Origin of the sequence: Blautia sp. AF17-9LB (assembly GCF_003479185.1) — a bacterium.
In the GTDB taxonomy this organism is placed as follows: domain Bacteria; phylum Bacillota; class Clostridia; order Lachnospirales; family Lachnospiraceae; genus Fusicatenibacter; species Fusicatenibacter saccharivorans.
Genome location: NZ_QUGU01000020.1, coordinates 34,236 through 54,310, shown reverse-complemented (window position 1 = coordinate 54,310; position 20,075 = coordinate 34,236). Strand labels below are relative to the sequence as shown.

15 protein-coding genes and 2 tRNA genes are annotated in these 20,075 nt (G+C 48.8%); 14 read left to right on the top strand and 3 right to left on the bottom strand.

Features of this window, described 5'->3' with window-relative positions; translation table 11 throughout:
- The first annotated feature begins 30 nt into the window (after positions 1-30).
- Entirely contained in the window at positions 31-726 is a 696-nt protein-coding gene (locus DWX00_RS17110; RefSeq protein ID WP_055228308.1) for an anaerobic ribonucleoside-triphosphate reductase activating protein, read from the top strand.
- An 8-nt stretch (positions 727-734) separates the two neighbouring features.
- On the opposite strand, the gene DWX00_RS17105 is transcribed toward DWX00_RS17110, so the two are convergent.
- Positions 735-1,916 carry a DUF6128 domain-containing protein gene (locus tag DWX00_RS17105; RefSeq protein WP_118595856.1) on the bottom strand — a complete coding sequence of 394 codons (1,182 nt, stop codon included), beginning with the start codon at positions 1,914-1,916 and terminating at the stop codon, positions 735-737.
- A 107-nt stretch (positions 1,917-2,023) separates the two neighbouring features.
- On the opposite strand from DWX00_RS17105, the gene tadA reads away from it, so the two are divergent.
- The 11 genes from tadA (at position 2,024) to DWX00_RS17045 (ending at position 14,664) form a co-directional block, all read left to right on the top strand.
- Positions 2,024-2,572, top strand: coding sequence for a tRNA adenosine(34) deaminase TadA (gene tadA, locus DWX00_RS17100; RefSeq protein ID WP_117509593.1), 549 nt, complete (start codon positions 2,024-2,026; stop codon positions 2,570-2,572).
- 179 nt (positions 2,573-2,751) lie between these two features.
- Positions 2,752-2,837: transfer RNA gene (locus tag DWX00_RS17095), tRNA-Ser, on the top strand.
- Positions 2,838-3,009: 172 nt separating this feature from the next.
- Positions 3,010-4,443 (top strand): RsmF rRNA methyltransferase first C-terminal domain-containing protein, encoded by a 1,434-nt coding sequence (locus tag DWX00_RS17090; RefSeq protein ID WP_118595855.1) that lies wholly within the window; start codon positions 3,010-3,012, stop codon positions 4,441-4,443.
- 190 nt (positions 4,444-4,633) lie between these two features.
- The gene (locus DWX00_RS17085; RefSeq protein WP_117761688.1) at positions 4,634-5,929 is read left to right on the top strand and encodes a PcsB-like coiled-coil domain-containing protein; all 1,296 of its coding nucleotides are present in this window, start codon (positions 4,634-4,636) and stop codon (positions 5,927-5,929) included.
- A 236-nt stretch (positions 5,930-6,165) separates the two neighbouring features.
- A tRNA-Pro gene (locus DWX00_RS17080) sits at positions 6,166-6,239 on the top strand.
- A gap of 99 nt (positions 6,240-6,338) precedes the next feature.
- Positions 6,339-7,124: a Cof-type HAD-IIB family hydrolase gene (locus DWX00_RS17075; protein ID WP_242857168.1), complete on the top strand. Its 786-nt coding sequence runs from the start codon at positions 6,339-6,341 to the stop codon at positions 7,122-7,124.
- A gap of 518 nt (positions 7,125-7,642) precedes the next feature.
- Positions 7,643-10,849 carry a response regulator gene (locus DWX00_RS17065; RefSeq protein ID WP_118595854.1) on the top strand — a complete coding sequence of 1,069 codons (3,207 nt, stop codon included), beginning with the start codon at positions 7,643-7,645 and terminating at the stop codon, positions 10,847-10,849.
- A 58-nt stretch (positions 10,850-10,907) separates the two neighbouring features.
- The gene (locus DWX00_RS17060; RefSeq protein WP_243038047.1) at positions 10,908-12,239 is read left to right on the top strand and encodes an ABC transporter substrate-binding protein; all 1,332 of its coding nucleotides are present in this window, start codon (positions 10,908-10,910) and stop codon (positions 12,237-12,239) included.
- 26 nt (positions 12,240-12,265) lie between these two features.
- Positions 12,266-12,730: a MarR family winged helix-turn-helix transcriptional regulator gene (locus DWX00_RS17055; RefSeq protein WP_118595853.1), complete on the top strand. Its 465-nt coding sequence runs from the start codon at positions 12,266-12,268 to the stop codon at positions 12,728-12,730.
- Entirely contained in the window at positions 12,714-14,063 is a 1,350-nt protein-coding gene (locus DWX00_RS17050; RefSeq protein ID WP_055228315.1) for an MATE family efflux transporter, read from the top strand. The genes DWX00_RS17055 and DWX00_RS17050 overlap by 17 nt, the downstream gene beginning before the upstream one ends.
- A 163-nt stretch (positions 14,064-14,226) precedes the next feature.
- A complete protein-coding gene (locus DWX00_RS17045) occupies positions 14,227-14,664 on the top strand; it encodes a MarR family winged helix-turn-helix transcriptional regulator (protein ID WP_022463033.1) in 438 nt (145 codons plus the stop codon).
- A gap of 90 nt (positions 14,665-14,754) precedes the next feature.
- On the opposite strand, the gene DWX00_RS17040 is transcribed toward DWX00_RS17045, so the two are convergent.
- Positions 14,755-15,396: an endonuclease III domain-containing protein gene (locus DWX00_RS17040; RefSeq protein WP_118595852.1), complete on the bottom strand. Its 642-nt coding sequence runs from the start codon at positions 15,394-15,396 to the stop codon at positions 14,755-14,757.
- A gap of 45 nt (positions 15,397-15,441) precedes the next feature.
- Positions 15,442-16,317 carry an AraC family transcriptional regulator gene (locus DWX00_RS17035; RefSeq protein ID WP_022463035.1) on the bottom strand — a complete coding sequence of 292 codons (876 nt, stop codon included), beginning with the start codon at positions 16,315-16,317 and terminating at the stop codon, positions 15,442-15,444.
- A 167-nt stretch (positions 16,318-16,484) separates the two neighbouring features.
- Between DWX00_RS17035 and DWX00_RS17030 the strand changes: the two genes are divergently transcribed.
- A complete protein-coding gene (locus DWX00_RS17030) occupies positions 16,485-17,435 on the top strand; it encodes a phospho-N-acetylmuramoyl-pentapeptide-transferase (protein ID WP_117801400.1) in 951 nt (316 codons plus the stop codon).
- Between the two features lie 276 nt (positions 17,436-17,711).
- On the top strand, positions 17,712-20,030 hold the full coding sequence (gene yicI, locus DWX00_RS17025) for an alpha-xylosidase (protein ID WP_118595851.1): 2,319 nt from the start codon (positions 17,712-17,714) through the stop codon (positions 20,028-20,030).
- Positions 20,031-20,075: the final 45 nt, after the last annotated feature.

Sequence of the window (20,075 nt, the reverse complement as noted above, 5' to 3'; positions counted from 1 at the left end):
TCGGAGTCCTGCGGTCAGAGAGGATAGCATATGGTCATACATGGATTTCAAAAGCTGACGCTGCTGGATTACCCGGGCAAGGTGGCGTGTACACTGTTTTCGGGCGGATGTAATTTCCGCTGCCCGTTCTGCCAGAACGGAAATCTCGTGCAGCATCCCGAATGGGAGCCGGTGATTCCGGAGGAGGAGATTTTTGCAGTGCTCGAAAAGCGGCGCGGCGTGCTGGACGGCGTCTGCGTGACGGGCGGTGAGCCGACGCTGGATCCGGATCTGGAGCGGTTCGTGACGAAAATTAAGGAACTGGGATATCTTGTGAAGCTCGATACGAATGGATACCGGCCGGAGATTTTGAAAAAGCTGGTGGAAGAGAAGAAAATCGATTACGTCGCCATGGACATCAAAAACGCGCCGTCCCGGTACGGCGAGACGGCGGGCGTGAAAAAGATCGATGTGATGCGGATCAATGAGTCGGTCGAGTTTTTAAAGAGCGGCGTGGTGGACTATGAGTTCCGGACAACGCTCTGCAAAGAGCTGCATGGAAGGGAAGAGATCGAAGCGATCGGAAAGTGGCTTTCCGGGGCAAAACGGTACTTCCTGCAGAATTACCGGGAATCGGATTATGTGATTGATCCGAGGTTCTCGGGGTATGCGCGGGAGCAGCTCGAGCGGTTCTGCGAGATCCTGCGCGGAAAGATTGAGACGGTGGAGATCCGCGGCGTGGATTAAAAAACGCTTTAAAGCGTGCGGTACCAGTAGCCGAAGCGGGCATCGGGCGCGAGCTCGGATGGGCGCATCGCCTGCTTAAAGTGGAAAAAGCCGAAGAGGCTTGCCATGAACTGCTCATTCGGCGTGTAGACGCCGGGGACGCCGAAATACCAGAGTTCCTGCTGGTCGCGGTTCCGGGCGAGGAGCAGATGGCGATAGGACGAGGAGCCATGGAGGACGAAGCGGTTCGCATCCACCGAAAGACCGGCGGCGCGGAGCTGTGGAAGATCGTCGAGTGATAGGCGCAGGCAGTCGGTCAGATCATCATCTGGGAACGGATGGAACTCCGGGAACTGGTCCTGAAGCTGGAGATAGAGAGCAGCCCGGGACGGCGGCACGGCTGCTGCGGCGGGAAAATCGGCGGAAGTCATATGTAGCGGCTGGGCGGTAGAATCCGGGATGGGCTGCGGCGGTTCCGGGTTGGCAGAGGGATAGCTTTCTGCGGTTTTCACAGATTCCGCGGATGCGGGATAGAGTGTGTTGGCGGATGATTGCGTGATCCTGTCTGCAGGAACGGTGTTTACCGTGTCAGTTGATGTGGATTCTGTGGAGACGGTGGATTCCGGGTTGGAATTTTGTGGATAAAGTTCGGAATTGCTGCTGAATTCTGTGGAAAGTTCATCGAACTGTGCTTTTGAAGCGTCTGATGATGGCAGGGACTGCGCAGGTACGGCGGGATCCAGAGGTTCGGGTGTTTCGGCAGTTTTCTCTTCGGTCGGTCTGGTACCATTGTCTGCGGATGTTTTGGGCTCCTGCGGGAGCGTGGGCGAGAAAAACTCCGGCTGAATCGGAAGATCGTCCCACTGGGTGGCGATGACGCCGGTCTGGCGGCAGAGCAGGATCAGACCGCCAAGCTCGTCGAGCGTGACATCCGTCTGCCCAATGGCATCGGAGTGCGTGAAGAGTTTTCCACTCGTAGAAGAGCGCCCCGCAAGGAGATTTCCGAGCGGAATGCCGTACATCCGCCCTGACCGGCGGATAAATCCGTAGACCGTGACCGAGGTCTCCGGCGGAAGCGACGGCGATTTGATCTGGAAGTCCATGCGGCAGAAGCCGTTCTGCGACTCCACGCGGACAAAGCCGCAGCATCCGCCCTTGCGGTTGTTCGGGTATTCGTATAGATAGGCAATGAAACGCCGGTAATCAGACATAAAAACCTCCTGCATAGAAGTAAAAAGAGTAGAAAAAGATACTGCGCTACAGTTCACGATATGCGGGAAGGACAGAAAATATACGCAGAGAAGAAAGGAAGTGCACAATGGAAGAAGAAACAAAGCTGGAAACGCCGGAGGAAAAAGCGCACCGGAAAGAACGGGAACGCTTCATGCGCCAGGCGATTACGCAGGCGAAGAAAGCGGAAAAGCTGATGGAAGTGCCGATCGGCTGTGTGATTGTGTACGAGGGAAAGGTGATTGCGCGGGGATATAACCGCAGAAATACGGATAAAAACACGCTGTCCCACGCGGAACTGAATGCGATCCGGAAAGCCAGCAAAAAGCTCGGCGACTGGCGGCTGGAGGGCTGTACGTTGTATGTCACCCTGGAACCATGCCAGATGTGCGCCGGTGCGATCGTACAGGCAAGAGTCAGCGAAGTCGTCATCGGCAGCATGAACCCGAAGGCGGGCTGCGCGGGATCGATCTTAAATATGCTGGAAATGCACGAGTTTAACCATCAGGTGAAGGTCGAGCGCGGCGTGCTGAAAGAAGAGTGCTCGGAGATGCTGAGTGCGTTTTTCCGGAGACTGCGGGTGGTGAAAAAGAAGAAAAAAGAAGAGAGGAAGAGGGCGGAAGAAGGGAAAGAATAAAAGAAGAGGCAGCATCGGGATGGGATGCTGCCTGAGGAAGATTATTTGTTTGAGTAAGTTGCACTTTCGAATATTTCCGTAAAAAATACAATCCCCGTATTTCCATCGGAAACCATCGAAAAAATCATTGACGAATCCCGAAAAAAGCACTATAATATATGATGTATTTGACAAAATACGGAGAAGTACCCAAGAGGCTGAAGGGTCTGGCTTCGAACACCAGTAGGTCGGAAACGGCGCAAGGGTTCAAATCCCTTCTTCTCCGCTATGCAAAAAAGAGACAGCAAAAAGATTGAAAAATCGAAAAAGCTGTCTCTTTTTCTGTGAGAAATTATGAAATAGATGCAAAACAAAAGAAACAAAGACAGAAAAAGCATCGCCAGTTCACGAAAAGGGACCGATGCACAACAAAGCAAAATAAAAAGGAGAGACAATACATGGCGCAGTTACCACAGGAATTTCTGACCCGCATGCAGGACATGCTGGGCGATGAATTTGATGCATTTTTAACTTCCTACGACGCACCCCGCACAGCCGGGCTGCGTGTGAATACAAAAAAATGCCGGACCGAAGATTTCCCGCCGCTTGTTCCGGGAACGTGGAAGAAAATTCCGTGGATTCCAAACGGCTATTTCGTGCCGGACGGCATGCGCATGGGCCAGTCTCCGCTGTATGCGGCAGGCGTCTTCTATCTGCAGGAGCCAAGCGCCATGACCCCGGCGTCCCGCCTCCCGATCGAACCGGGTGAGCGTGTGCTCGATCTCTGCGCCGCACCGGGCGGCAAGGCAACCGAGCTGAATGCGCGCCTGAAAGGAACCGGCCTTCTCGTCGCCAATGACATCAGCAACGCCCGCGCCAAAGCACTGCTGCGCAATCTGGAGCTGTTCGGAAGTGAAAACGTGCTTGTCACCAATGAGACACCGGCAGGCCTTGCAGACGTCTTCCCGGGCTTCTTCGATAAAATCCTCGTGGATGCACCGTGCTCCGGCGAGGGCATGTTCCGGAAAGACGAGGCAGTCATCGGCACCTGGACCCCGGAGAGGCCGGATTTCTTTGCGGATCTGCAGCGCGAGATCACCTCGGATGCTGTCAAAATGCTGCGTCCGGGCGGCCTCATGATGTATTCGACGTGTACCTTCGCCCCGCAGGAGGACGAGGGAACCGTTTCTTTCCTTCTGGAAAACTTCCCGGAAATGGAACTGATCGAGATGGAAGGCTACGAAGGTTTTTCAAAAGGCAATCCAGTCTGGGGAAACGGCGATCCGGAGATCGAAAAGACCGTGCGCATCTGGCCGCATAAAATGAACGGCGAGGGCCATTACCTTGCCCTGTTCCGCAAAAAAGGCGAAGCCATTCCTTATGAGACAGAAGAAAAACCGATCGAAAAGAAAAACAAAAAACAGAAAAACCGGAAAAAAGACCGCGGAACGGAAGCACCGGGTCCGTCGAAAGCAGAAAAACAGATCCTTTCCGATTTCCTGTCCCGGATGACAGCACCGATCCCGGTGGAGGAACTGGAAGTCCGCGCCGGAAAAGTATACCATTCCCCGTCCCTGCCGGATGGCGTGCGGAATCTTCATTTCCTGCGGAACGGTCTGTATCTCGGTGAACTGAAAAAAGACCGTTTCGAGCCGTCACAGCCGTTTGCCGTGACACTCTCCGCGGACAAGTTCAAAGATTACATGAATTTAAAGGCAGATGACGAGCGTACCGAAAAATATCTCCACGGTGAGACAATTTCCGTAGAGCCGGGAGAGACCGCATCGCCGTCGGGCTGGAAGCTGGTCTGCGTCGATGGATTCGGCCTTGGATGGGGCAAACTGGTCAATGGAACCTTGAAAAATAAGTACCCTGTTGGATGGAGAAAGTAGAAAAATCATGCCAGTTTTTGCAGGAAAAACGTCGAAATATTACAAAGTTATTAACAGAAATTAAAAAAGACTTTCATTTCAGACATACTTGTGTTATAATGGCAAAGTACGGCGGGAAAAAAGGCCCATTTTCCGCAGTAACTTGGAGTGACAATCAGCAACAGAACGTAATAAGTATGAGGTGTACGACATGAAAAAAAAGAAATTATTCAGCCTGGTTTTGGCCACAGTGCTTACGGCAGCAACCGTTCTGCCATGCTATGGTGCCAGTACAAAGGAGAAAATTTCAAATGCTCAGGCAGAACAGGCTGCCGCACAGTCTCAGCTTGACAGCATACAGAGCAGGATTGACGAACTCAATTCCAAAAAGGGACAATCAGAAGAATATCTTTCCGAACTGAACCAGCAGCTGGACGATCTGCAGAACCGTCTGCAGGAGCTTCAGGATCAGTATGATGCGAAGCAGAACGAACTGGTACAGATTCAGGCAGATCTGGAAGATGCAAAAGCAAAAGAAGAAGAGCAGTACGAGGCGATGAAGCTCCGTATCCAGTATATGTATGAAAATTCCTCCGGAAACGGATACATGGCAATGCTCTTTTCTTCCAAAAGCATTTCAGAGCTGATCAGCCGGGCAGAATACATACAGAAAATTTCCGATTTCGACCGCGATCTTATGCAGGAGTATGAGGACACGGTAGACCAGGTAAAAGAAAAAGAAACACAGGTGCAGGAAGAGCAGGCAGCGATCGTAGAACTGCAGCAGCAGAGCAGCGATCAGCAGGAAGCCATTCAGGAGCTGTACGCAGCAGCTTATCAGGAACTCCGTACCTACTCCGCAGAGCTGGACGATGCAAAATCCAGCGAGAGTGCACTGGTAGATGAAATCAACAGCAAAGCAGATGCAATCAATGACCTGATCCGTCAGGCGAAAGAAGAGGAGATTGCAGCGCAGAAGAAAGCAGAAGAGGAAGCAGCCGCAGCAGCCGCCGCACAGCAGGCTGCCGCAGAAGCTGAGGCTGAGGCCGCCAGAAAACAGGCAGCCGAGGCCGCAAGAGTCGCAGCCGCAGAAGCAGCAAATGCCGCAGCGAAAGCAGATACCGATACAAGCAGCAGCTCCGGAAGCAGTTCTTCGGACAGCAGCGCATCCTCCACGACAACGGGGAGTCCATCCGCGTCAGATACTTCCAGCAGCTCCTCCAGCGGAACATACCTTGGAAGATTTAAACTGACAGGCTATTGCTCCTGTTCCATCTGTACCGGACAGTGGTCCGGCGGATCCACCGCGAGCGGAACCACACCGACCGCAGGAAGAACGATCGCCATGGGCGGTGTACCATTCGGAACGAAACTGATGATCAACGGCCAGGTTTACACGGTAGAAGACCGCGGAACCGCTTACGGCCACGTAGACATCTTCTGCAGCAGCCATTCCGAGGCGCTGAGCTTCGGCGTGCAGTATGCAGATGTATATCAGCTGAGCTGAGAAACAAAGATAAGAGATATGCCGGAACAGAACTTCCGGCATATCTCTTTTTTTGACTTTCTCAGAAACTGTCATTCTAAAATAACACCAAAAAGGCCGCAAACCTGTGTAAAATGTACCTTTTGAAGCAATAATAAAAAAAATTAAAAAAAATTCAAAAAAGGTGTTGACATTCCTATAGACATCATATATAATAGCTATTGTTGAAGGACGAGAGTTCAGAAAACAAATAAAATCGAAGCGTGGCTCAGTTTGGTAGAGCGCTGCGTTCGGGACGCAGAGGTCGTGGGTTCGAATCCCGTCGCTTCGACTGGAATGAAAATGCCGAAAGCCTTGACAATCAAGAGCTTCGGCATTTTTTCGTATGTCAGAAAGAGAACAGGAAACAGTACACGAGGAGGAAATTTTTGTGAAAGCATTATTTTTTGATATTGATGGAACGTTACTGAGTGAGATTACAAAAGAAATTCCGCAGAGCGCGCTCGATGCATTGAAAAAGACAGCGGAAAAAGGAAATCTTACGTTTATTAATACCGGCCGCACCTGGTCGGAGCTGCCCGAGGAGCTGAAAAAGCTTCCGTTTTCCGGATTTCTGTGCGGCTGCGGGACCTATCTGCGCCGGGACGGCGAAATCCTGATGCATCAGACGATTCCGAAAAAGCGCTGTGAGGAAATCCCGGTTATTTTAAAGGAGTGCAGGATCGGCATGATTCTGGAGGGAACGGATAATGTTTATTTTTCGTCGGAGGTATCCCGTTTTCGGGAGGTCGAGCAGACCCGTGCCTATTTCGCAGCTGTCGGAATCGGACTCGCGGAGACAGCGGAGACAAAAGGAATCATTTACGATAAATTTTGTATCGTAACCGATGCACAGTCTGATATAGAACGTATGTACCGTGAATTTGAGCAGGAGTTTGATATCATGGATCGCCGCGGCGGTGTATACGAAATCGTTCCGCACGGCTGCAGCAAAGGAACAGCTGTGGACTATGCGCTGAAACAGTTTCAGCTGGAGAAAGAAGATGCATACGTATTTGGCGACAGCAGCAACGACCTTACCATGTTCCGGTGCGGCGCACACACCATTGCGCTTGGAAAACATGATGAGATTCTGGATCCGTACACAGAGTACGTAACCGATACCGTCGAGCGGGACGGCGTGGCAAAGGCGATGGAGCATTACGGATTGATCTGACAGAAAAAAAGAAAAAAAGAAAGCGAAGGGGCGCATTTGAAAAGAAATTTTCAGGTGCGCCCCTTTGGTTGCAATTTTTTGAAAAAGGAAACAAGAAAAGCAGCGTCTGAAAAGGTATGTGCATTGCAAAGTAAAAAATTTCATGGTAATATAAAAATGAGTTTTTATGTATATTTGTAATGATACCAGGAGGTGAGCGTTCAGAAGTTCCATGGAAACAGAAAAAAATCAGATAAATAAAAAAAGCCTCAGATACCGTTTTACAGCAGGAACGATCGGAGTAAGTGTCTGGCAGCAGGAATGAATGCTCACTTGGCAAAGCCTATAAAAATTGAAAACATAAAGAGAATTTTGTGTGAATATTGTGTGTAGTGGTTGCAACTTCTCAAATCCGTATACCTGTTTTTCACGTTTTGTAGGATATTATAACGTAAATGTAAAACTGGCAGGGACAGGTTCTCTGTATACAGATAAAAGCAGGATAATGAAGTATAAAACAGAGAGAGGATTTTTATAAAATGGAAAAGTATGAAGACAAAATATATTCTTTAGGTGAGGCTGTAACGGGACAGACACAGGCTATGTCACAGGCCGTACAGAAAACACTGGAAAATAATGGCGGGGTAGGTATAATGACAGGATCTTATGACCAAAACCTGTCTATTTTGTCTGTGAATAATCTGCTGTTGCATAGTACAGGATATACATTCGATACTTTCATGGAACAGACAAAAGGCTCATTGAGAAACTTCTTTTATGACGAGGAAGATAGACTGGAGCGAGACCGTTTTTTGCAGCTTCACGGAACAGGGGAAGCACAGATCCTTACAGCAGACGGTACAGTGAAAAATGTACGGCTTTGTAAAGAGGATGCGACAGATGAGGCGGGCAGACAGATCTGGGTTATGTCCGTACAGGTCAACTGGGATCATGTAAATTTGACACTGCTCAATGAGGCTATCTGTTCCGGCTTCTGGTATTTTGACTGTGACGAAAACAGTGAGATTGTGAATGCAAACTGGAGTCATGAATTCCGAAAAATGCTTGGCTATCATGACACTCTGGACTTTCCGAATAAACTGGAATCCTGGTCAGATCTTCTGCATCCACAGGATAAAGAAAGAGTAATGGTGCAGCTTCAGGCGGCAATTAAGGATAAGACGAACCAGATAAAATACCAGGTAGAGTATCGTATGAGAATGAAGGATAATCAATACCAGTGGTTTCGGGCATCGGCAGAAGTAATACGCCGTCTGGATGGTTCTGCCAGCAGGATTGCCGGGATTTTTATTAATATTGATGCGGAAAAAAAAGAGGCCATGCAGGCACAAAAATCTGCTGCTTTCCACCGGGCTTTTACGAAAGCAGACCTGTGTGAGTATTATGTAAATCTGGAAGCGAATACTTTTGATACCTTTAAGGTTGAACCGTCCCTGATGACAGTCTTTGAACAGAGTCATACATGGGATGAACTGATCCGTCATTTTGTGGATTCCTATGTTGTGGAGACAGATAAGAAGGCGGTATCCTCTTTTTACGACCGTGGTTATATTGCAGAAAGGCTGAAGGGTCTGGAAACCGAATTGGCTTTAGAGTGCCGTATCACTCTGAATGGAGAAGAACGATGGGTCCGCAATGTGGTCATACGTGGCGAAATAGAGGATTCAGAATATGCCATGATCTTTCTGCGTGATATCACAGAGACAAAGGTAGAGAGCGCACGGCATCTGCAGATGGCAGCGGATAATGCTTCCATGGAGCAGCTGATTCAGAGTATTGTGCGTCTGGTTGACCGCTTTGTTGTCTGTGATCTGGAAAATGACAGATATGAATTCTATAACCTGAATGGACAGATGCTATATAAACCTTTGGGATTCTATCATGATTTTCAGATGCAGGTTCTTGAAAAGTATAAGACACTGGAACCATTGGAAACTATGGACATCCTGATCGCACCGGAAAATATCCGGAAGAATCTGAAAAGTGAAAATGATATTTATAAGTTTGAGTACTGCAGCCTGGATGAAAAGACTTATAAGATCGCTTCTTATATTCCTTTGGAATGGAAGAATGGAAAGCTGGAAAAGGTATTGCTGGCATCCATGGATGTGACACAGGAGAAGAAAGCAGAGATTGAATCCCGTCAGGCACTGAAAGAGGCTTACCGGTCTGCAGAAAATGCAAACCGTGCGAAAACAGAATTCCTTTCCAATATGTCACACGATATCCGGACACCGATGAATGCCATTGTCGGCCTGACAGCAATTGCAGGAGCAAATATTGAGAGCCAGGACAGAGTCATTGAATGTCTCAGCAAAATTACAAAATCAAGCCGTCATCTGCTGGGACTGATTAATGAAGTGCTGGATATGGCACGTATTGAAAGTGGAAAAATGACGCTGGCACAGGAGGATTTCAATCTGCCAGATCTGGTGGATAATCTTATAACACTCACAAAACCGGTGATTGATGAACATAAACACAATTTAGATATACACATTAATCACATTGAACATGAGAGTGTCTGTGGTGACAGCCTGAGAATCCAGCAGGTATTTGTGAATCTGATGAGTAATGCGGTCAAGTATACACCGGATGGCGGGAATATTACTTTTTCCATAGAGGAAAAGCCAAATGGATTTTCGGAACTTGGATGCTATGAATTTACGATTGAGGATAATGGGATCGGTATGTCACCGGAATTCCAGAAAATCATGTTTGATCCTTTCAGCCGCGCAGATGACCATCGGACAACCAGAGTCCAGGGAACAGGTCTGGGAATGGCAATCAGCAGAAATATTGTGAACCTGATGAATGGTAATATTAAAGTGGAAAGCACCTTACATAAGGGAACTAAAATTACAGTAACAATTTATCTGGAACTTCAGGAAAAAGAAAAAGAACAGGACAGAAATCTGATGAATCTACCTGTTCTGGTTGTGGATGATGATAAGACATGCTGTGAAAGTACAGTTGCCACATTGAAGGAGATTGGGATTACAGGCGAATGGGTTCTCTCCGGCAGAGAAGCCGTTGAGCGCTGTTATGCACATCATGAGCTAAAAAATGATTACTTTGCTGTTATTTTAGATTGGAAAATGCCGGATATGGACGGAATTGAAACAGCCAGACAGATCCGGAAACGGATAGGGAAAGAGATTACCATTATTGTACTGACATCTTATGAATTCAGCGAGATCGAAGAAGAAGCAAAGGCTGCAGGCGTAGATGCTTTTATTGCAAAACCGCTGTTCCGTTCCCGTTTGACGGCTACATTGCGGCAGTTTACTTCTGGCAGAAAAGAAAAAACAGCAAGAAATTATCTGGATGAGCTGTCTGAAGCAGATTACACAGGAAAAAGAATTCTGCTGGTCGAGGATAATGAGTTAAACAGAGAAATTGCTGTTGAAATTCTGCAGATGACAGGGGCGGAAGTGGAAACGGCAGAAAATGGAAAAATTGCAGTTGAAAAAGTAGAAGCTTCACCGAAAGGCTTGTATGACCTTATTTTTATGGATATCCAAATGCCTGTCATGAATGGTTATGAGGCAACCGCAGCAATCAGGAGCCTTCCGGGTGAACAGGGAAAACTACCGATTGTTGCCATGACAGCAAATGCTTTTGCAGAAGATGTACAGCTGGCAAAAAATACAGGCATGAATGGACATATCGCGAAACCGCTGGATATGAATAAGCTGAATGATGTTCTGGAAAACTGGCTGTAATTGTTTCCCAATTATTGAATTAATGATTTTATCAGGAAAGAATGAGGAAAATACGAGGATGAAAAAGGCAAAACAATGTCTGATAGCATTACTGTCAGGTGTGCTTTTAGCAATTACTGTTTTGTCTGGCTGTGGACAATCTCAAAAAGCAGTATCTAAAAATGACGATCACCTTACCGTGTATCTGTGGGAAAATCGTTTAATGAAAAATATTGTACCCTATATCCATGAGCAGTTTCCAGATCAGGATATTGAGTTTATTACCGGTAACAATGATACCGATTTATATAGCTATTTTGAGGAACATGGTGAACTGCCGGATATCATAACCGTACGTCGATTTTCTGGAAAAGATGCACAGGATCTGGAGCCATATCTAATGGATTTTGCTTCTTATGACGTGGTTTCCAGGTATTACTCCTATGCATTGCAATATTATAAAAATTCAAAAAATGAGATTCAGTGGCTTCCTATCTGCGGTATACCGCAGACGATTATTGCCAACAAGACATTGTTTGAACAGTATGGAATCAAGATACCGAAAAACTATAAGGAATATGTACAGGCATGCCAGCAATTTTATGATAATGGTATAAAACCGTATTCCCTGGATCTTGCAGAAGACTGGTCTGCTCATGAGGTGATTCAGACAGGTGCAATTGGGGAATTCATGAGTCTGGATGGAATCGAATGGAGAAGCTCAGCTGAAAGTGCATCAGGGGATATCGCGTTTGATGATGCGTTATGGAAACGTATTTTTTCAGAAACCAATACATTTTTGAAGGACTCACATTTTACAAGTGATGATATCAGCGTCGATATTAATACTGCAACGCAGATGTTCCTTGAGGGAAAAGCAGCAATGTTTCATGGTTATCCGGCACTTATGCAGGAATTTCAGGAACAGATGGATGCAGAATTAACTCGTATACCGTTTTTTTCACAGATTTCGGATGAAGCTTTTATAAATATGACCCCTTCTCTGAATATTGCATTTAACAAAGAACTGGAAAAAGATCAGGAAAAACTGGACCTGGCATTCGATGTCCTGGAGTGTATGATTTCAAAAGAAGGACAAACATTGATCGCAGATGGAAAGGGTGTAATTTCATTAAATGTAGATGTTCCAAACATGATGGAAGATGTACCTGGACTGGAAGATGAAATTAATAATAATTCTGTTTATATCCGATATTCTGCTCAAAAATCATTTGATGCCAGTCTTGAGGCTGTTCACGGATTATTGTCAGGGGAAATGGATGAAACACAGCTGATGAAAGAATCTGGCATTGCCAGAACTTTCAATCAGCTCTTTTTTAGCATCAGTTCCCTCTTGACATTTTTTCATTTCCTGCTATACTTATCAAAAGTAATTACTAAAGATAACTAATTTTTAAACAGAAAGGAACCTTTTCCATGACACAGGAAAAATTAAAGCAGTTCCTGGATGCGTGTTTTGATGCAAAGCGTCTGATCGAGAAGCTCCCGGACCTGCCGGACGGTATGAAGCCGCGGCAGGTGCATGTGCTGGATGCGGTGAGTGAGATTCAGAAAAAGCAGGGCTTCTGCCGCGTCAGCGACATCAGCAGCTATATGAACACAACGCTGCCGAGCATCACCAAGCTGGTGCAGGAACTGGAGGAGAGAAATCTTCTCGTGAAACAGGCGGATGAAAAAGATAAGCGCGTGATCAACCTGACACTGACCGAAGAGGGAAAAGAGTTTGTGGAACTCCGCGTGACGCACTTTCACGGGGAATGGGCATCCCGCCTGCCAGATCTGGACGACGCGGTGGTGGACGAATTTGTGCATGCAATCACACGGATGCAGGAAACGATGCCGGGAATAAAAGGAGTGAAAAACAATGGCAAAAGAAAATAAGAAAGAAGTATCGTTTGTAGAGGGACCGATTTTCCAGTCCCTGATCCGCTTTGCGCTGCCGGTGCTCGGCGCGCTGATTCTGCAGGCGGCTTACGGTGCGGTCGACCTTCTCGTGGTCGGCTGGTTCGGCGATGCGTCGAGTATTTCCGCTGTCGGAACCGGAAGCAACTTCATGCAGATGGTAACACTTATCATCACCAGCCTTGCGATGGGTTCGACCGTTATGATCGGCCAGCACATCGGCGAGGGCAAGCCGGATAAGGCCGGCAAAACCGTGGGAACCTCGATTGTTCTGTTCGCCATCATCGGTGTCGTCATGACGGTGATTCTGGAGCTGTTCGCAGGCCCGATCGCCAATATTTTACAGGTCCCGGCGGAGTCTTTTGACAAAACCGTCCTCTACCTGCGGATCTGTTCCGGCGGTATTCTGATCATCATCGCGTACAACGTCATCAGCAGCGTGCTTCGCGGAATCGGTAATGCAAATCTGCCGCTTTTATTCGTCGGCATCGCCTGCGCAGCCAATATTGCCGGAGATCTGTTCTTCGTCGGTGTGCTGAAACTGGACGTTGCGGGAGCAGCGCTTGCGACGGTTCTGGCGCAGCTGATTTCTGTCATCGCCTCCATGGGTGTGTTGAAAAAAGGCAATCTGCCGATTGAATTCAAAAAAGAAGACTGCCGCATCGACCATGACGAGCTGAAGAAAGTCCTGAACGTCGGTGTGCCGATCGCGCTGCAGGAGACGACCGTACAGATTTCCTTCCTTGTGATCAACTCGATCATCAACGGCATGGGCCTTATGCCGTCCGCCGGATACGGTGTGGCGCAGAAGCTGACCTCATTCATCATGCTGATCCCGTCCTCTGTGATGCAGTCTGTGTCAGCATTCGTGGCACAGAACACCGGAGCCGGAAAGAAAGACCGCGCGTGGAAGGGCTTCCTCACCGCAATCGCAACGGGCTGCTCTCTTGGAGTTGTGATTTTCTGCATCGGTTTCTTCGGTGGAAGTGTCATCTCCAGAATCTTCACGAGCGATCCGGCCGTTATAGAGCAGAGCGCCGCTTACCTGCGCGGTTTCGCACCGGAATGTATTCTGACCTGTGTGCTGTTCAGCAGCATCGGATACTTCAACGGCCGCGGCATCAGCATCCCGGTTATGATCCAGGGAATCACCTCCGCCTGCCTGATCCGTATTCCGCTGGCGCTGTTCTTCTCACACCTGCCGAATACGAACCTGACCTTCGTCGGCATGTCCACCCCGATCACAACCGTATACGGCATCTGCTTTTTCATGATCTGCTTTGCACGGTTAAAGAAAAAAGGGCAGATGTAATTGAATCAAACATAACAGAACTGCCTGGGAAACGGCACGGAGCGATCCGCCGTTTCCCAGGCAGTTTTTGGTATTGTTTGTCCGGAACTTTTTTGATACAATACAGACAGAAAGAGCGGAACCCTGTTCAGAAGGGACAGAACAGACGGAAAGGGGAAGAGGAGTGGATAACAGAGAAATCATCAATGAGACACTGGTCCATCTGTTTCACGAGATACAAAAACTGGAAGAAGAGGCGATCATCACCGAGGATTTCAAGGATCTGACGAACAACGATATGCACATCATAGAAGCCGTCGGCCTGGAGGGCGGCAATATGTCATCGATCGCGGCAAAGCTCGACATCACGGTCGGATCGCTGACAACGTCGATGAACAGTCTGGTGAAAAAAGGCTACACCGAGCGGGAGCGCAGCGAGAAGGACCGCCGGATCGTCTACATCCACCTGACCGGAAAGGGACGGCAGGCATTCCATCATCACGCAAAATTCCACGAGCAGATGACGGATGCCGTGATGGCGGAACTCGGAGAAGAGGAAGTGCAGGTGCTCGGGAAAACGCTGAAAGCGCTGACGGACTTCTTTCGGTCGTATAAAAAATAGAAACAAAAAGGCTTTTGCAGCCGGGACAGAATCAGAAAAATCTGTCCGGTATGCAAAAGCCTTTTTCGCATGGAAACGCATAGAAAAATGCTATTTTTCTACGCCGTTCTTTTCACAGAGATCCGCGAGCACACACCGTTCACAGTGCGGTGTCGTCCGCGCAGTACAGACCTCGCGTCCGTGCTCCACAAACCGGTGGCAGAGCGAGCTTCCTTCTTCCGGCGGCACAATTTTCCAGAGTGCCATCTCCACCTTCTTCGGATCCTTGCAGTCATGCACGAGCCCGATGCGGTTGCACAGCCGGATGCAGTGCGTATCCGTCACAATCGCAGGCTTTTTGAATACATCGCCCATAATCAGGTTCGCACTTTTCCGTCCCACGCCCGGGAGCTTCAAAAGTGCGTTAAAGTCATCCGGCACCTGGCTGTGGTACTCGTCGCGCAGCATGCGCATGCAGGCGTTGATGTCGCGTGCTTTGCTCTTTCCAAGACCGCACGGCCGCACAATTTCCTCGATTTCCTCCGGTGTCGCGTTTGCCAGCGCATCGATATCAGGATACTTTGCGTAGAGATCCTCCACCACAACATTGACCCGCGCATCGGTGCACTGTGCGGCCAGGCGGACACTGACGAGCAGCTTCCACGCCTGGTCATAGTCAAGCGTACAGTCGGCGTCAGGATATTCTTGTTTCAAACGTTCAATGACGGCAAGCGCCAGTTCTTCTTTTGTCATCGTGTTAAACTCCCATTCTCAAAGATATAAAAACAGCGAAAGCTATCAGGATCCTTTCTCGCGTGCTGCCTTCCGAAGCTGCAGCGGCGTCGTGTGAAACCGCTCGCGGAAGAGGCGGTGAAACAGCTTATCGTTTGTAAAACCATGCTTTTCCGCGAGCGTGCCGACCGGCAGATCCGTGGCGATCAGGTCGCGGTAGATGCGGGAAAGACGGTAGGAATTCAAGTATTCCAGATACGTCGTTTCCATGTTCTGGCGGAAGAACCGGCAGAAATATTCCGGCTGCAGCGAGACAACATCGGCAGCCTCCTTCAGCGTAATCGGCCGCTGGTAATTTTCCTGCGTGTACGTCAGAATCGTATCGAGCCGTGTCTGCGTCCGGGAGCTCATCGGGTGGTGCGCAAGCGGGCTCTTCTCGGAAAATTTCGTGTAGAGCAGATCGAGAAACGTAAAAAGCTCCCGCTGGAACGTCAGCAGATAGCCGTCGGGCATTTCCTCATGAAGCTGCATCATCGAAAGCAGAAGACGCCGGAACTGGCTGATATTTTTCTGCACTTCCGGATTCGTACTGTCGTAGTCAATCGAGAACCAGAGCTGTGACGGATCAGGCAGATAGTTCGCAAGGAACGCATCCGGAATCTGCATCAGAATCGAGCGGTTTCCCGTGGACGGACAGCGAGCCGTGTGGATACGCCCGGAATTGATCAGAAGAAATTGACCCGGAAGGACGGTCTTGGTGCGGTCCGAGAGCGTGACAATGGAGGAACCCTCCAGAATATAAATAATTTCCAGCGCGTCGTGCCAGTGCGGCGGCGAAAAACTGCCGAAATCGTCGGTTACACGAAATTCGATGCTGCGGTTCGGCTGCAGCGTGATGTGTTCCTGGCGTGTCTGGCGCGGCAGATGATCTTTGCGTGGCATAAAAAACTCCTTTTTTGTTCAACTTAGTGTATCACTATCTTATCACGAAACCTCCGAATTGGGTATAGCAATTTTTGTATGAAGTTGTTATAATAAATGAACACAAAGCCACGTCAAATACGGCTTCGTGCAAACTCAATCTAAAGAAAAGTGAAGGAAGAAAACGTATGTATCAAGTATGGAGTAACTTTTTAAATCCCGGCCAGATCGCCATGCTGGGAATCGTGGTCACCTTTCTGCTGACCTTTCTGGCGTTAAAGCATCCATTTTCCTTTCTGCCGAGCGATCACGGCAGAGAATTTGCCGTAAACGGCGGCCTCTCCCGCGGAAAACTGCGCGGCGTCGGCCTCGTGATCGTCATCTGTTTCCTGATCGGAAGCGTATTGTTCCTGCCTCTTGGCGCCGAGTATGTGATCTACGCGATCCTGCTCGTCTGCATCATGCTGAGCGGCTACCTCGACGATGCATCCGAAACCCCGTGGAGCGATTACAAAAAAGGCGCGATTGACCTCGTCATCTCCATTGTGACCGTCATCACCTTTGTGAATTACAATTCCACCACGATCTACTTCGGAAACATGTCCCTTACCATTCCGAAAGTGGTCTACATAATCCTCGGCATCATCCTGATCTGGATTTCGATCAACGTTACAAACTGTTCCGACGGTGTCGACGGACTCTGCGCGAGCCTTTCCTGTGTGGTTATCTTCGCGTTCAGTATGATTTTCCACGATGTCCTTGGAAGCTTCACCGTAGCCAATTACCTGTTCGTGGCAGCGCTTCTCGCGTACCTGTATTTCAACACCTCGCCGAGCAGCATGCTGATGGGAGACGCCGGTTCGAGAGCACTTGGTTTCTACATCGCCATCCTTGCCATGCAGTCCCGCCATCCGTTTTTATATCTGCTGATGGCAGGCGTGATGATCGTCGACGGAGGAATCGGTCTTGTCAAAGTATTTTTACTCCGTTTCCTGAAAATCGCAATCCTCAAAAATACAAGAACACCGCTGCATGACCATGTCCGCCTGAAATACAAGTGGTCCGACAGTCAGGTTGTGATCCGCTTTGTGATCCTGCAGATCCTGCTGGCCGTCATTGCGTATCTGATTGCAGCATAAGAAAAAACAGAAGAGAAACGGGAGTGTGTCTTTTGCAGACGTCTGCGGGGCACACTCCCGTTTTGCATCCCAGCCCCCGAATACACCAAAAAGATAGAAAAAGATAATATCGCCGTATTTTTTCACAGAATCCGCCCTGTTTTCGAAAGCAAGAGTGTGGTAGTATAAAATTACCAAAAAACGTCAGCCTGAAACGATAATTCTGTAAAGATTGATGAAAAGAAAGTGCTTTCAGCTATCTGTTTCAGGCTCATCCAATCAGGAGGTAATGAAAAGATGAAATTCACAGAAGGTTACTGGCTTCCGAGTGAAAAAGCAAATGCATCTCATGCAATGCAGGCTTATGAAGTAGAGCAGATCCCAGGCGGTATGCGTATCCTGGCTACCACCCGCCCGATCGAGCACAGAGGTATGACCCTGAACCTGCCGACCATCACCGTTGAGTTCGTGGCACACACACCGGATACCATCTCCATGGAAGCATGGCACTATGAAGCATACGACAACAAAGTTCCGTCCTTCGACAAAACAGAGAGCGTATACGAGGACGTAACCGTTACCATCAACGACGATGAGGCAGTTCTCGACACCGGAAGCGTACTGGTACGCGTACAGAGAAAAGGAATCTTCGCTTACACCTTCGAGGCAGACGGAAAAGTCCTGACCGGAAGCGGATTCCGCAACCTTTCCTATATCAGATGGGATCGCAAGCAGAGCACCATGCTGCCGGCACCGAACTACATGACCGAAAAATATCAGCCATACATGGTAAGTGAGCTGTCCCTTGGCGTAGGTGAGTGCGTATACGGCCTTGGTGAGAGATTCACCCCATTCGTGAAAAACGGACAGGTTGTCGATACCTGGAATGAAGACGGCGGTACTGCATCCGAGATCGGATACAAATGCGTACCATTCTATATGACAAACAACGGCTACGGTATTCTCGTTGACAGTACCGACAACGTTTCTTTCGAAGTAGCAAGTGAAAAAGTAGAGTATGTCGGCTTCTCCGTACCGGGCGAAAGAATCAAATACTATCTGTTCCACGGACCGTCACCGAAGAAGATCATGAACGAGTACACCGCGCTGACCGGACGCCCGGCACTTCCTCCGGCGTGGTCCTTTGGTCTGTGGCTGTCCACATCCTTTACCACAAACTACGACGAAGAGACTACCACATCCTTCATCGAGGGAATGGAAAAGAGAAATATTCCGCTGAGCGTTTTCCACTTCGACTGCTTCTGGATGCACGAATTCCACTGGTGCGATTTTGAGTGGGACAAGAAATGCTTCCCGGATATTCGCGCAACCTTAAAGAAATATCACGACAAAGGTCTTCACATCTGTGCATGGATCAACCCGTATATTGCACAGGGAACCGCATTCTTCAAAGAAGGCGCTGCAAACGGCTATCTGCTGCAGAGAGCAGACGGAAAAGGCGTATGGCAGACCGACAACTGGCAGGCAGGTATGGGCCTTGTGGACTTTACCAACCCGGATGCGGTTAAATGGTATACCGATAAACTGAGAACTGTTCTGGACTGCGGCGTAGACTGCTTTAAGACCGACTTCGGCGAGAGAATCCCGGTTGACGTTGTTTACCACGACGGAAGCGATCCGCAGGCAATGCACAACTACTATACATACCTGTACAACCAGGCAGTATTCAGCCTGTTAAAAGAAGTAAAAGGTGAGAACGAGGCAGTTCTGTTTGCAAGAAGTGCAACAGCAGGAAGCCAGAAATTCCCGGTACACTGGGGCGGCGACTGCTCTGCAAACTATCCGTCCATGGCAGAAACGCTGCGCGGCGGCCTTTCCTTCGCCATGAGCGGCTTCTCCTTCTGGAGCCATGATATCTCCGGATTCGAGAGCACCGCAACACCGGATCTGTACAAGAGATGGTGCGCATTTGGACTGATGTCTACCCACAGCCGTCTGCACGGATCCACAAGCTACCGTGTGCCGTGGCTGTTCGACGAAGAGTCCTGCGACGTAGTAAAATTCTTCACCAACCTGAAATGCTCGCTGATGCCGTACATTTTCCAGAAATCTGTAGAGGCACACGAGGAAGGAACCCCGGTTATGCGCCCGATGGTATTCGAGTTCATGAACGACCCGGCCGTTCCGTATCTGGATCAGCAGTACATGCTGGGTGATGCCCTTCTGGTAGCACCTGTCTTCCGTGAGGACAAGGTAGCACAGTACTATCTGCCGGAAGGCACCTGGACAGAACTTCTGACCGGCGAGACAAAAGAAGGCGGCAGATGGTTCCAGGGAACCTATGACTACTTCTCCATGCCGCTGTATGTAAGAGAAAACAGCATCGTAGTCAGAGGAAACTGCGACACCAAACCGGATTATGACTACGCGGACCATGCAAACGTATGCGTATATCAGTTAAAAGACGCAGCTGAGACAAAGGTTTCGGATATCCACGGAAACACCGTATTCACCGTGAAAGCAGTCAAAGACGGCGATGCAGTGAAAGTATCCGTAGAAGGCGCACATACCGAACTGAAAGTAGAAGTATTCGTCGGAAACGAGAAGAAAGAGGCTGTGCTGGCAGCAGATGCGAACGAAGTTGTTGTTGCATAAGCATCGGAATGTAAGAATATAGGGAGGGAGAGGCACGGAAAAGCA

Bases quoted from the DNA above. Each gene is read 5' to 3' on its own strand.
- DWX00_RS17105 (WP_118595856.1), bottom strand. From the start codon at position 1,916: ATGTCTGATTACCGGCGTTTCATTGCCTATCTATACGAATACCCGAAC.
- DWX00_RS17085 (WP_117761688.1), top strand. From the start codon at position 4,634: ATGAAAAAAAAGAAATTATTCAGCCTGGTTTTGGCCACAGTGCTTACG.
- DWX00_RS17055 (WP_118595853.1), top strand. From the start codon at position 12,266: ATGACACAGGAAAAATTAAAGCAGTTCCTGGATGCGTGTTTTGATGCA.
- DWX00_RS17060 (WP_243038047.1), top strand. From the start codon at position 10,908: ATGAAAAAGGCAAAACAATGTCTGATAGCATTACTGTCAGGTGTGCTT.
- DWX00_RS17065 (WP_118595854.1), top strand. From the start codon at position 7,643: ATGGAAAAGTATGAAGACAAAATATATTCTTTAGGTGAGGCTGTAACG.
- tadA (WP_117509593.1), top strand. From the start codon at position 2,024: ATGGAAGAAGAAACAAAGCTGGAAACGCCGGAGGAAAAAGCGCACCGG.
- DWX00_RS17090 (WP_118595855.1), top strand. From the start codon at position 3,010: ATGGCGCAGTTACCACAGGAATTTCTGACCCGCATGCAGGACATGCTG.
- yicI (WP_118595851.1), top strand. From the start codon at position 17,712: ATGAAATTCACAGAAGGTTACTGGCTTCCGAGTGAAAAAGCAAATGCA.
- DWX00_RS17040 (WP_118595852.1), bottom strand. From the start codon at position 15,396: ATGACAAAAGAAGAACTGGCGCTTGCCGTCATTGAACGTTTGAAACAA.
- DWX00_RS17050 (WP_055228315.1), top strand. From the start codon at position 12,714: ATGGCAAAAGAAAATAAGAAAGAAGTATCGTTTGTAGAGGGACCGATT.
- DWX00_RS17110 (WP_055228308.1), top strand. From the start codon at position 31: ATGGTCATACATGGATTTCAAAAGCTGACGCTGCTGGATTACCCGGGC.
- DWX00_RS17030 (WP_117801400.1), top strand. From the start codon at position 16,485: ATGTATCAAGTATGGAGTAACTTTTTAAATCCCGGCCAGATCGCCATG.
- DWX00_RS17035 (WP_022463035.1), bottom strand. From the start codon at position 16,317: ATGCCACGCAAAGATCATCTGCCGCGCCAGACACGCCAGGAACACATC.